We start from the raw sequence: 12,280 nt of genomic DNA, 5'->3' as shown, positions 1-12,280 counted from the left end.
GGTTGATGTTTTCAGCGCTCGAAGGCAACACGCAACTCGGCGACCGGAGGCGGGGCGTTGCGCTGAGCGCGCAGCCGTCCCTGGGCAACCTGGCTGACGTCGGCCTGCCAGCCGGCCACGGGCGTTTCGACGCCCCGCAACCAGTCGAACAGCGCGGTGATCGGCAGCGGCGCGCCCGTCGCCTGCACGGCGAGCGCCTCCACCGATTCGAACTGCTGCACCTTGTCGCCCGAACGCAGCGTGGCCGCGCCAGGGGACCAGGCCAGGACGGCGAGCGTCCCGCCCAGTGGATTGAACAAGGTCAACTGACCGGTTTCGGGTCGGCCCTGCAACTCGAAGCCCGCCGAAAACGACTGGCTCTGGTTGCCTTCGACCGTCAACGCCAGCCGGCCCGACCAGACCTGTGCCTGCGGGTCGGCCGGCGCCTGGCGCACCGGCGTGGCACAACCCGCGAGCAACAGGCCCAGCGCAAGCGCCCACGCCGCCAAACGTGCAACGCGAACCAGCATCAGGGCTTGACCTTGAGCCGCTTCAGGGTCTCCTGCAGCGTCTCGTTCTCGTTGTTCAGCAGCAGGCCTTCGCGCCAGACGCTTTGCGCCCGATCCCGCTGGCCCAGGCTCCACAGCACTTCGCCCAGGTGCGCGGCGATTTCGGCGTCGGGCTTGGCCTTGTAGGCCGTCTCGAGGATCCGAACCGCTTCGGCCTTGTTCCCCATGCGGAATTCGACCCAGCCCAGGCTGTCGCTGATGAAGGGGTCGCCCGGCGCGAATTCCAGGGCTTTCTGGATCAGTTGCTTGGCTTCGGGCAGCCGGATGTTGCGTTCGGCGAACGAATAGCCCAGGGCGTTGTAGGCGTGGTGGTAGTCCGGCTTGGCCGCCATGATCTGCCGCAGCAGCTTCTCCATGTCGGCGAAGTCGCCCAGCTTCTCGGCCATCATGGCCTGGTCGTACAGCAGGTCGGTTTCGCGCGGGTCCTTCGCGATCGCCTCGGCCAGCAGGTCGTAGGCCGGCTTGTATTGCTTGTTCTCGCGCAGCAGCTGGATTTCGGCCATCAGTTTCATGCGCGCATCGCCCGGGTTGCGGTCGGGGATGGTGCGCAGCAGCTTGCGGGCCTCGTCCAGCTTGCCCTGGCGCGCCAGGATGGACGCACGCCGGCTCTGGGCCGCCAGCAGGTCCTGCGAACTTTCGATGCGGTCGAGATAGGCCGAGGCGGCGGGGAAGTCGCGGCGCTTCTCGGCCACCTGGGCGAGCGACAGGTAGGCCTGGGCGAGCCCGCGGCTGCGCTCTTCACCGGTGCGTTGCGCCTGGGCCAGTTCCACGTAGCGCTTGAGCGCGGCTTCGGCGGGCACCAGCTGGTTGTCCTGGACCAGCAGGGTGCCCTGGACCAGCCAGGCCTCGGCAAATTCCGGCCGCTCGCCGGTGATCGCCTGCAGCTGCTGCAAGGCCTCGGCGTAGCGCTGGCCGTCCAGCAGGGCCCGCGCGTAGCCCATGCGGATTTCGGGCAGCGGCTTGCCTTCCAGGTATTTCTTGACCAGGGCTTCGGCCTGCGGCTGCTTCGGCTCCATCAGTTCCAGCGCGAGAAGGGCGGGTCCTTCGGCGCGCGCGTTGAGCGCCTGGCCGCGGCGGGCGGCCTCGAGCGCCCCTGGTGCGTCGCCGGCGGCCAGGCGCATGCGGCCGATTGCCGTCCAGGCCGGGGCGCCCGTCGCCGGGTTGCCGATGTATTCCGTCAGGGCCTGCTCCACCATCGCCGCCGCCTGCTTCTTGTCGCTGACGCGGGCGAAGTTGCGCGGAATCACGGCGATGACGGCCGGGCGGTCCTTGGGGTCCGCCAGGGCGATCTCGTTCTTGAGGATCTCGGAGCTTTCCGGCACGCGGTTGAGCGCCACCAGGATCTGCAGGACGTAGCGATTGGCCTCGCGCGATTGCGGGAAGGCCTGCTTCCAGGCCCGCGCGGCCTGCAGCGCCGACTCGCCGGAGCGCGCCTGGAAGGCGAGTTCCACGGCGCGCTGGTAAAGCGCGGCGTCGTTGGTCTTGCGCGCGGCGTCGAGGATCAGCGCGAAACCGGTGCCCGGCTCGTTGGCCCGGACGTTGAGTTCGCCGAGCAGCAACTGGTAGAAAAGTTCAGCGTCGAGACTGCTGGACGGCGGTGCGGCAGGCGTCGCGGAAGCCGCGGCCAGCGGGGCTTGCGCCATCTGGGCGTGCGCGGCCGGCGCGCCCACCAAGGTCAGCAGCGCCAGCAGCGCAGCAGGGGTCATACGGGTCATCGACCCATCATAATCCGAGGCCCGTTTTCAGGGCCTCTCCCATGCCCGAACTGCCCGAAGTCGAGGTCACCCGCCTCAGTTTTGCCGATCGCATCGCAGGCGCCCGTGTGGCCGCCGTGCGCCTGGGCAAGCCGCTGCGCTGGCCCCTGGGCTGCCTGCCCGCCCAGCTGGTCGGGCGCGAGGTGACGGGTGTGCGGCGGCGGGGCAAATACCTGCTGCTGGACCTGGACGAGGGGCTGCTGCTGCTGCACTTGGGCATGTCGGGCAGCCTGCGGTTCGCGCCGCAGGTGCCGGAAGCCGGCAGCCACGACCACTTCGACCTCGTCACCGACCGCGGCGTGCTGCGGCTGAACGACCCGCGGCGCTTCGGCGCCGTCGTCCATGCCGCCTCCGAGTCGGCGCCCGAAGCGGTCAAGCTGCTGGGGGGCCTGGGCGTCGAGCCTTTGCTCGAGGGCTTCGACGTGGACCACTTCCACGCGGGCCTGAAGCGCCGCAAGGCCCCCATCAAGCAGGTGCTGCTGGCGGGGGACCTGGTGGTGGGTGTAGGAAATATTTATGCGTCGGAAGCCCTGTTCCTCGCCGGCATCCGGCCGACGCTGCGAGCCGACCGGGTCAGCCGCCCGCGCGCGGCCCGCCTGCGCGAGGCGGTGCGTGAAGTGCTGACCCGCGCGCTCGCCAAGGGCGGCAGCACCCTGCGGGATTTCTCCAACGCGCATGGGGAGTCCGGGTACTTCCAGCTGGAGGCGATGGTCTACGACCGGGCGGGGGAGCCGTGCCGGGTCTGCGGCACGCCCATCCGGGTGATCCGGCAGGGCCAGCGCGCAACGTTTTTCTGCCCGCATTGCCAGAAACCATGAGGCTGCAAAAGCGCCGAATGCTATAGTCTTTGCGACTGACGGGGACCCAGGACACCAGTGGCGACATCATTCAACGAACAGTTCGACCAGCACGGTGCGTGGCGCCGCGAATTCGCGCTGCGGCTGAAATTGCTGTCGGAATGGCTCAAGGACCACGAGCTGCTGGACGCCGCCGTCGAGGAGCGCCTGCGCCGCCTCGAAGGCTCGATGCGCTCCGACAAGGTCATGGTCGCCTTCGTCGCCGAGTTCTCGCGCGGCAAGTCGGAGCTGATCAACGCGATCTTCTTCGCCGGCTACAAGCGCCGCATCATGCCGGCTTCCGCCGGGCGCACGACGATGTGCCCGACCGAGCTGGGCTACGACGCCGACGTCCCGCCCTGCCTGCGCCTCTTGCCCATCGAGACGCGCCTGCACATGCAGCCGCTGATGGAATGGCGCATGGTCCCCGAGAAGTGGACGCGCATCGACCTCGACGTCAACGACCCGGCGCAGCTCGCCAAGGCCTTCGAAAAGGTGGCCGAAGTCGTGCGCGTCACCAAGGACGACGCCAAGGCGCTCGGCTTCTGGCACGACGACACGCCGGAAGACAACCCCCCGCTCGGGTCCGACGGCCTGGTCGAGGTGCCCAAGTGGCGCCACGCCCTCATCAACATCGCCCACCCGCTGCTCAAGCAGGGGCTGGTCATCCTGGACACCCCGGGCCTGAACGCGATCGGCGCCGAGCCCGAGCTGACGGTCAACCTGATCCCGCAGGCGCACGCCGTCGTCTTCATCCTGGCCGCCGACACCGGCGTCACCAAGTCCGATCTCGCCATCTGGCGCGAGCACCTGATCGCCGAGGACGCCGACACCGACGCTCGCCTGGTCGTGCTGAACAAGATCGACACGATGTGGGATTCGCTGAGCACACCCATCCAGGTGCAGGCCCAGATCGACCGGCAGCGCGCGACCACCGCCGAGATCCTCGGCCTGCAGGTGGAGCAGGTGATCCCCGTCTCGGCCCAGAAGGGCCTGGTCGCCAAGGTCAACGACGACATGGAGCTGCTGCAGGCCAGCCGCCTGCCGGTGCTCGAGCAGGCCCTGTCGCAGGGGGTCATGGGGCAGCGCCAGAAGATCCTGCGCTCCGCCGTCTCCGGCAGCATCGGCGACCTGCGCCTCGAGGCGACGCGGGTCATCCAGATCCGCCGGCGCGACCTGGCCGAGCAGATGGTCGAATTGAAAGGCCTGCGCGGCAAGAACACCTCGGTGATCAAGCACATGCGCGCGCGCATCGAGCAGGAGCAGGGCGATTTCGACGCCAGCGGCGCCAAGATCCACGCCGTCCGCTCCGTGCACCTGAAGCTGCTGCGCGAGGTCTTCAGCCTGCTGGGCAACAGCACCCTGAAGACCGAGATGACGGAGCTCACCACCGCGCTGCGCCAGCCCGGCATCAAGCTGGGCGTGCGCAAGGCGTACTCGGAAACATTCGACCGCTTGCGCGCCGGCCTGCGCAAGGCGGCCACCACCAGCGCCGACATCCAGTCGATGCTCACGGGCACCTTCAAGCAGCTGAACGCCGAATACGGGTTCTCGTTGCAGGCCCCGCGTGAACCCGAGCTGGCCCGCTATGAGCGCGACCTCGACCTCGTGGAACGCAGCCACAACCAGTACCTGGGCATGAGCAACGCCCTGCGCCTGGCGCAGCCCGAGTTCGCCGACCGCCTGGTGCGCGCCCTGGCCACGCGCCTGCGCGTGATCTACGAATCGGCGCTGGGTGAAGTCGAGCTGTGGAACAAGTCGGCCGCCGCGCAGCTTGACGCGCAGCTGCGCGAACGCCGCCGCAATTTCGGCCGCCGCATCGAAGCCATCGAGCGCATCCAGCAGGCAGCGAGCGGCCTGGACGACCGCATCTCCGAGATCGAGTCGCAGGAAGCCACGCTCGACCAGCTCGATGCCAAGCTGGCCGAACTCACGGCGCACCTGACCAGCACGTCGGTGTCCGCCGGCGCTGCCAACTCCGACTCGGCCCTCAAGCAGGCATGACGATGGCCGGCTTCGCCGGCCATGTCGTGCGCTGGCAGCGTGAGCACGGCCGCCACCAGCTCCCCTGGCAGAACACGCGCGACCCGTATCGCGTCTGGTTGTCCGAGATCATGCTGCAGCAGACGCAGGTGTCCGCGGTGCTCGGCTACTACGACCGGTTCCTCCAACGCTTCCCTGATGTCGCGGCACTGGCCGCCGCGACGCTCGATGACGTGCTGGCGCTGTGGGGCGGCCTCGGCTACTACAGCCGGGCGCGCAACCTGCACCGCTGCGCGCAGGAAGTGATGCAGCGCTTCGGCGGTGCGTTCCCGCGCACCGCCGCGGAGCTCGTGACCTTGCCCGGCATCGGCCGGTCGACCGCGGCCGCCATCGCATCGTTCTGCTTCGGCGAGCGCGCGGCCATCCTCGACGGCAACGTGAAGCGCGTGCTCACGCGCGTGCTGGCCTTCGAAGCCGACCTGGCGAGCGCGGCCAACGAGCGCATCCTGTGGGACCACGCGGAAGCGCTGCTCCCGAAGCGCGACCTGCAAGAGGCGATGCCGCGCTACACCCAGGGCCTGATGGACCTCGGGGCCACCCTGTGCCTGCCGCGCAATCCGTCCTGCCTGCTGTGCCCTTTGCAGGGCCTCTGCGCCGCCGCGCGGGAAGGCCGTCAGGCCGAATTCCCGCGCAAGACGCGCAAGCTCAAACGCAGCGCCGAGTCGCTCTGGCTGCTGCACGCCCGTTCACGCGAAGGCGCGATCTGGCTGCAGAAGCGGCCCACGCCCGGCGTCTGGGCCGGCCTGTATTGCCTGCCGGTGTTCGGCGACCGCGCGGCGCTCGAAGCCGCCTTGCCCGCGTCGGCAAGGCGCAGCCTGCGCGACGCCGAGCCTTTCGTGCACGTGCTCACCCACAAAGACCTGCATCTGCATCCGGTGGCGGCGCAGCTGACTGGTGCCTGGGCTGCGGAAGGCGCTTGGTTCGAGCCGCACCAGTGGGTCAAGCTCGGCCTGCCCACGCCCGTGCGCAAGCTGCTCGAAAAGATGTGAGGCCCGTTTCTCTGCCGCCCAGGCTCCTAGGGGTGTCCCAGCTCGCGGTGGCGCTTTAGGGTGGTCCAGTTGGAGCCGAATTCCGTGGCCAGCTTTTCGACGAGATACACCGAACGGTGCTGCCCACCCGTGCACCCGATGGCCACGGTGACGTAGCTGCGGTGGTTGCGCGCCAGCGGCCCCAGCCAGTGCCCGATGAACCGGGCGATGTGCTGGAACATCTGCTCCACCTCTGGATAGCTGCGCAGGTAGTCCACCACCGGCTGCTGCAAGCCCGTGAGATCGCGCAGCTCGGGTTCGTAATGCGGATTGGGCAGCATGCGGACGTCGAACACGTAGTCGGCGTCCACCGGGATGCCGCGCTTGAAGGCAAACGATTCGAACACCAGCGTCAGCTGCCCCGGCGGCGCGGAGATCAGCGACTTGATATAGCCCTGCAGCTGCGCCGGCTTGAGCACGCTGGAATCGATCACGTGCGCGTTCTCGCGCAGCTCGGCGAGCAGTTCGCGTTCGAGCTCGATGGCATCCACCAGCGCGCGCTGCTGGTTGATGCCTTCGTCAGGCCCGCCCGCGCGGTTGGACAACGGGTGACGCCGCCGGGTTTCGGAAAAGCGCCGCACCAGCGTGTCGGTGGTCGAATCGAGGAAGATCTGTTCGACGGCGATGCCTTCCTCGCGCAGTTCGACCAGCTGCGCCGGCACCAGCGGCAGCGAGGTCGCGCTGCGCACGTCCATCGCGATGGCCACCCGGTTGGCCATGTGGTGCTGCTCCAGCGCCACGAAGGACAGCAGCAGTTCCGGCGGCAGGTTGTCGACGCAGAAGTAGCCGGCGTCTTCCAGTGCGCGCAGGGCGACCGACTTGCCCGAGCCGGACATGCCGGTGATCAGGACGAGTTCAAGCGGCGCTGTCACCCAGCATTTCCTTCGCGTGCGCAAGCGTCGTGCCCGACAGCCTTTCGCCCCCCAGCATGCGTGCGACTTCCGCCACGCGCTTCTCCCCCTCGACCGGCGCGACGCTGCTGGCCACGCCCTTGGCATCGCTCTGCTTGGCGACGACCAGGTGGTGGTCCGCGCAGGCCGCGACTTGCGGCAGGTGGGTGACGGCCAAGACCTGGCGGTCACGCCCCAACTGCTTCATCAGGCGCCCCACGGTTTCGGCCACGGCGCCGCCGACACCCGAGTCGACCTCGTCGAAGATCAGCGTTTCGGCCGCGCCGAGCCGGCTGGTGGTGACGGCGATGGCCAGCGCAATGCGCGAGAGTTCGCCGCCGGAAGCGACCTTGCCAATGGGGCGCGGGGTGCCGGATGCATGCCCCGCGACCAGGAAGGCGACGTCCTCCAGGCCGAAAGCGGTGGGCGCCTCGGACTTCTCGAGGGCCACCTCGAAGCGGCCGCCCTGCATGCCCAGGCCCTGCATCGCCTGCGTGACCGCCTTGGCGAGCTGCGGGGCAGCCTTCGCACGCGCCTTGGACAACGTGCGCGCCTCGGCCAGGAAGGCGTCGTGCTCCTTCTTCTCCGCCGCTTCCAGCGCGGCCAGGTCCGCCGCAGCGTCGAGTTTCTGGAGCTCGTCCTTCCAAGCGGCCAGCAGGCCCGGCAGTTCCGCCGGGGCGCGCTTGTAGCGGCGGGCGAGCGAAACCCAGGTGCCCATGCGTTCGTCGAGTTCGGCCAGGCGCTGTGGGTCGAGTTCCGTCTTGCGCAGGTAAGCCTGCAGCGTGTGCGCCGCGTCTTCCGCCTGCGCGAGGCTGGAGGCCAGAACTTCACAAGCCTCGCGGAACTGCGGCTCCAGGTGTTCCTGCGCCCGCAGCGCCTCCAACGCCTGCGCGAGGGAGCGGCAAGCGCCGCCATCGTCGCCATCCAGCAACTGGCCGGCGCCGTGTGCCGCATCGAGCAGGGCTTGGGCATGCGACAGCCGGGTGTGGCTGGCGTTCAGGTCGTCCCACTCGTCCGCGCCTGGAGCAAGCTTGTCCACCTCGCCGATCTGCCAGGCGAGGCGTTCGCGCTCGCGCTGCAGCGAATCCTGCGCCGCGCGCGCATCGGCCAGCGTCTTCTGCGCCGACCGCCAGCGCTGCCACAACTGCTGCAGCGCCTGGGTGCTGGTGCCCGCGTAGCCATCGAGCAGGGCGCGCACCGAGGCCGGGCGTGTCAGGCTCTGCCATGCGTGCTGGCCATGGATGTCGACCAACTGTTCGCCAATCTCCCGCAGCTGCGCCGCCGTCGCCGCGCTGCCGTTGATCCAGCCGCGGCTCTTGCCCTGGCTGTCGATGCTGCGCCTGAGCAGCAGGGTGTCTCCGGCGTCGAAGCCGGCTTCCTCCAGCCAGCCCAGCAGCGTGGCGGGCAGGTCGAATTCGGCGCTGATCTCGGCGCGAGCGGCGCCTTCGCGCACCACCAGGGCCTCGGCGCGGGAGCCCAGCGCCAGCTGGAGGGCGTCGACCAGGATGGACTTGCCCGCACCTGTTTCGCCGGTGAGCACCGAGAAGCCGGCCCCCAGCTCGAGTTCGAGCTCGCGGACGATGGCGAAATCGCGCAGGGCGATGCGTTTCAAAGTCATTGCGCTTCGTTCCAGTGCAGCTTCTTGCGCAGCGTGTCGAAGTAGGTCCAACCCTTGGGATGCAGGAATCGTACCCTGTGCTGCGAACGCCGCACGGTGATGCGGTCCCCGTGCAGCAGCGAGGCAAGGGACTGCATGTCGAAGTTGGCGCTGGCGTCCCGGCCGGCCACGACTTCGATCGCGATCTCCACGGCGTCCGGCAACACCAGCGGCCGGTTCGACAGCGTGTGCGGCGCGATCGGCACCAGCACCCAGCCTGGAGTGGACGGATGCAGCAGCGGCCCGCCGGCGGAGAGCGCGTAAGCGCTGGATCCGGTGGGCGAAGCGACGATGAGCCCGTCCGCCCGCTGATTGGCGACGAAATGGCCGTCGACCTCCACCCGCAGTTCCACCATGCCCGACGTGGCACCGCGGTTCACCACCACGTCGTTCATGGCCAGGGCGTCGAACACGACGCGGCCGTCGCGCATCACGCGAGCGTGCATCAGCGAGCGGTGGTCCTCCTCGTATTCACCCGCCAGCATGGGCGGCAGCACCGTGCGGAAGCTCTCCAGTGCGATGTCGGTGATGAAGCCCAGCCGGCCCTGGTTGATGCCGACCAGCGGCACGCCATGCCGGGCCAGCTGCCGGCCGATGCCCAGCATGGTGCCGTCGCCGCCCACCACCAGCCCCAGGTCGCACTGCGCGCCGATCCCCGGAACGTCCAGGGTGGTGTAGCCTGTGATGCCGGCATTGGCCGCGGTATCGCGTTCCACCACCACCTCACAGCCCTGCGATGCCAAAAAATTCGCGATGTCTTCCAGCGCGGCCCGTGTCGACGCCCCCGCGCCGGCCGGAACCGTCGCCTGGTACTTGCCGATCAGGGCAACCTGCCGGAAGATGGATTTCATCGGCAAATTACATCACTAAAATTCCCCAAAGACCCCCTCATGATGCTGGATGATCGCGCCAAACTGTTGTTGAAGGCCCTGATCGAGCGCTACATCGCCGAGGGCCAGCCCGTGGGTTCGCGCACGCTGTCGCGCGCTTCGGGGCTGGAACTGTCGCCCGCCACGATCCGCAACGTGATGTCGGACCTGGAGGAGCTGGGCCTGGTCGCCAGCCCGCACACCTCGGCCGGCCGCATCCCCACCGCCCGTGGTTACCGTTTGTTCGTGGACACCATGCTCACGGCCAAGCGCGACGAATTCGCCACCCCCTCGTTGCCCCCCGACCAGCCGCAGAAGGTCATCGCGCATGCGGCCCAGCTGCTTTCCAGCATGTCGCAATTCGTGGGCGTGGTGGTCGCGCCGCGCCGCAGCTCGGTGTTCCGCCACATCGAATTCCTGCGGCTGTCGGAACGGCGCTTCCTGGTCATCATCGTGTCGCCCGACGGCGACGTGCAGAACCGCGTGGTGCACACCGCCGCGGATTACACCCAGTCGCAGCTGGCCGAGGCGGCCAACTACCTGAACGCCAACTACGCGGGCCTCACCATCGAAGCCGTGCGCGAAAGGCTCAAGGGGGAGGTCGACGAGTTGCGCGGCGAAATCGTCGTGCTGATGAAGACGGCCGTGGAGGCGAGCTCCGAGGCGTTCACGCAAGAGCAGGAAGACGTGGTGATCTCCGGCGAGCGCAACCTGCTGGCGGTGAGCGACTTCTCCGGCGACATGTCGCACCTGCGGCGCGCTTTCGAGCTGTTCGAGCAGAAGACGCAGCTGATGCGCCTGCTGGACGTGTCCAGCCAGGCCGAAGGCGTGCGCATCTTCATCGGCGGCGAGAGTCACATCGTGCCGTTCGAAGACCTTTCCGTGGTCAGCGCGCCGTACGAGGTGGATGGGCAGGTGGTCGGCACGCTGGGCGTGATCGGGCCGACGCGCATGGCCTATGACCGGATGATCCAGATCGTGGACATCACCTCCAAGCTGGTGAGCAACGCGCTGAGCCACAACCGTTGACGGCTTGGCCGCGGCACGCGGTTGGGCAATAGCGCACAAGTTTCCTGGTCACTGTTTCATGGTCTGCGGCCCGGCCCGGCGGCACGATGAAGGCCATGAAGAAGTACATCACTGCGGCCACCAATTCCTCACAGACCTGCGAGTTCAAGCGGATGCGCCGCGAGCTGCATCGGTGCGCGGGACGCGTGCGCCGGGTGCCGATGGCCGGCGTCGAGGTCGCCTACCTGGCGCTCGCCGACTGGCTGGCCGCCACGGGCGAGCAGGCCCAGCATCCCTACAATCCCGAGTTGGCGGGCCGTTAGCTCAGTTGGTTAGAGCAGGGGACTCATAATCCCTTGGTCGCAGGTTCAAGTCCTGCACGGCCTACCAGGTGCCTTGCGCACGCCGAGGTCCAGGCTCAGGGCCTGGACAGCGGGGTGGGGTAAGTCAAATCCAGGCGTTCGCGCACATGCCGCACCGCCTGTGCGTGGCGCTCCTGCTTCCTCAAGACCTGGACCAGGGTGCCTTGCCCGGCCTGGTGCTTCAACAGCGCGTCGTTCAACTCGAAGCGGGCAATGAGCACCTCCGTCCAGCTGACCGCGATCGCGCACGCCTCAGCCAGCAACTACCCCGCCTTCGGCAGCGACCGGCGAAGCTCCGGAAACACCTTCCCCACCTTCGCGGTGACGTAGTCGCCGTACGTCCCGTGGAACGCCTGCAGGTTGGCGCCGTCCCAGCGCCGCCCGCTGTCGTCCTGGCCGGGTCCCGCGCCCGGCACGGGGGCGATCACCGTGTCGAAGTCGGGATCGAAGAACAACGGGATCGACAGGCGGTCACGCCCGCTCGTGTTGATGGCCACGCGGTGCGGCACCGAGCGGTAACGTCCGCCCGTCATGCGGTCCAGCATGTCGCCGATGTTGCACACGAAGGTGCCGGCGATCGGCGGCGCGTCGAACCAGTCTTCATCCTTGCGCACCTGCAGGCCACCCACGTCGTCCTGCCACAGGATGGTGAGCAGGCCATAGTCCGTGTGCTCTCCCACTCCCCACGCGGCGGGCACGTCCTCGGGCGCAGGGCGGGTGGGGTAGTTGAAGAAGCGCAGCAGCAACAACGGATCATGCGTGCCGTGTTCGTCGAAGTAGGACTCGGGCAGCCCAAGTCCCAGCGCGCAGCCGCGCATCAGCGCGTGGCCGAGTGCTTCCAGTGCATCGATGTAGGCCAGCACGGTCTCCCGGAAGCCCGGGATGGCAGGCCACAGGTTGGGACCGTGCAGGATGACGCCATCGCGCACCCTCGGGTGCTCCGGCGGCAGTTCGCTGCCGAGGTACAGCCCTTCTTTCCAGTCGGGCCGCCCCGAGGTGAGTTCGCCCCCTGCCGGAAAGAAGCCGCGCCACGCGGTGCCGCCGGCCGCCATGGGGATGCGCATCTTCTCGGCCTCATCCAGCGCGAAGAAGGCGCGCGCGAGCCGTTCGACTTCGCCCACCAGCCTGGCGTCCACGCCGTGCCCGGAAACATAGAAGAAGCCCCAGCTGCGCGCCGCGGCGTCCATGTCCCTGGCCGCGGCAGCGCGCGCGGCCATGCCGGCGTGCGGATCCACCAGCGCGCTGACGTCAACGAGAGGGGGTTGGGCCCGCATCACGCTCGAAC

12 protein-coding genes and 1 tRNA gene are annotated in these 12,280 nt (G+C 68.6%); 6 read left to right on the top strand and 7 right to left on the bottom strand.

Translation table 11 applies throughout. The annotated features are described in order from the left end of the window. Positions 1–11: 11 nt before the first annotated feature. Together FN976_RS15300 and FN976_RS15295 are read right to left on the bottom strand one after the other, a co-directional pair. Positions 12–509 (bottom strand): outer membrane lipoprotein LolB, encoded by a 498-nt coding sequence (locus FN976_RS15300; protein WP_145893905.1) that lies wholly within the window; start codon positions 507–509, stop codon positions 12–14. Then, on the bottom strand, positions 509–2,263 hold the full coding sequence (locus FN976_RS15295; protein WP_145893904.1) for a tetratricopeptide repeat protein: 1,755 nt from the start codon (positions 2,261–2,263) through the stop codon (positions 509–511). Before FN976_RS15295 ends, FN976_RS15300 begins: the two co-directional genes overlap by 1 nt. Before the next feature lie 41 nt (positions 2,264–2,304). On the opposite strand from FN976_RS15295, the gene mutM reads away from it, so the two are divergent. Genes mutM through mutY form a run of 3 tightly spaced genes read left to right on the top strand, consistent with a single transcriptional unit; the run spans position 2,305 to position 6,170 of the window. Then, the gene (gene mutM, locus FN976_RS15290) at positions 2,305–3,120 is read left to right on the top strand and encodes a bifunctional DNA-formamidopyrimidine glycosylase/DNA-(apurinic or apyrimidinic site) lyase (protein ID WP_145893903.1); all 816 of its coding nucleotides are present in this window, start codon (positions 2,305–2,307) and stop codon (positions 3,118–3,120) included. 57 nt (positions 3,121–3,177) lie between these two features. Next, entirely contained in the window at positions 3,178–5,142 is a 1,965-nt protein-coding gene (locus tag FN976_RS15285; protein WP_145893902.1) for a dynamin family protein, read from the top strand. Further along, entirely contained in the window at positions 5,139–6,170 is a 1,032-nt protein-coding gene (gene mutY / locus FN976_RS15280) for an A/G-specific adenine glycosylase (RefSeq protein WP_145893901.1), read from the top strand. The genes FN976_RS15285 and mutY overlap by 4 nt, the downstream gene beginning before the upstream one ends. A 26-nt stretch (positions 6,171–6,196) precedes the next feature. On the opposite strand, the gene rapZ is transcribed toward mutY, so the two are convergent. From rapZ to FN976_RS15265, 3 genes are read right to left on the bottom strand one after another with little or no spacing between them, the layout of a single operon-like run. Continuing rightward, a complete protein-coding gene (gene rapZ, locus FN976_RS15275) occupies positions 6,197–7,081 on the bottom strand; it encodes an RNase adapter RapZ (protein WP_255440453.1) in 885 nt (294 codons plus the stop codon). Then, complete coding sequence (recN, locus tag FN976_RS15270; protein ID WP_145893900.1) at positions 7,065–8,717, bottom strand: DNA repair protein RecN; 1,653 nt, start codon at positions 8,715–8,717, stop codon at positions 7,065–7,067. Before recN ends, rapZ begins: the two co-directional genes overlap by 17 nt. Next, positions 8,714–9,607, bottom strand: a complete 894-nt coding sequence (locus FN976_RS15265) for an NAD kinase (protein ID WP_145893899.1) — start codon at positions 9,605–9,607, stop codon at positions 8,714–8,716. Before FN976_RS15265 ends, recN begins: the two co-directional genes overlap by 4 nt. A 42-nt stretch (positions 9,608–9,649) precedes the next feature. Between FN976_RS15265 and hrcA the strand changes: the two genes are divergently transcribed. From hrcA to FN976_RS15250, 3 genes are all read left to right on the top strand, one after another. Next, the gene (gene hrcA / locus FN976_RS15260; RefSeq protein WP_145894072.1) at positions 9,650–10,654 is read left to right on the top strand and encodes a heat-inducible transcriptional repressor HrcA; all 1,005 of its coding nucleotides are present in this window, start codon (positions 9,650–9,652) and stop codon (positions 10,652–10,654) included. A gap of 95 nt (positions 10,655–10,749) precedes the next feature. Beyond that, complete coding sequence (locus tag FN976_RS15255) at positions 10,750–10,956, top strand: hypothetical protein (protein ID WP_145893898.1); 207 nt, start codon at positions 10,750–10,752, stop codon at positions 10,954–10,956. After that, positions 10,947–11,023 (top strand) — tRNA-Ile (locus FN976_RS15250). The genes FN976_RS15255 and FN976_RS15250 overlap by 10 nt, the downstream gene beginning before the upstream one ends. A gap of 28 nt (positions 11,024–11,051) precedes the next feature. Here FN976_RS15250 and FN976_RS15245 read toward each other — a convergent pair. Continuing rightward, the gene (locus FN976_RS15245) at positions 11,052–11,258 is read right to left on the bottom strand and encodes a hypothetical protein (protein ID WP_145893897.1); all 207 of its coding nucleotides are present in this window, start codon (positions 11,256–11,258) and stop codon (positions 11,052–11,054) included. Further along, on the bottom strand, positions 11,259–12,269 hold the full coding sequence (locus FN976_RS15240) for an isopenicillin N synthase family dioxygenase (RefSeq protein ID WP_145893896.1): 1,011 nt from the start codon (positions 12,267–12,269) through the stop codon (positions 11,259–11,261). Between the last annotated feature and the right edge of the window lie 11 nt (positions 12,270–12,280).

The organism is Caenimonas sedimenti, assembly GCF_007833165.1.
Taxonomy (GTDB): Bacteria; Pseudomonadota; Gammaproteobacteria; order Burkholderiales; family Burkholderiaceae_C; genus Ramlibacter; species Ramlibacter sedimenti.
This window is presented reverse-complemented; position numbering and strand designations above follow the sequence as displayed.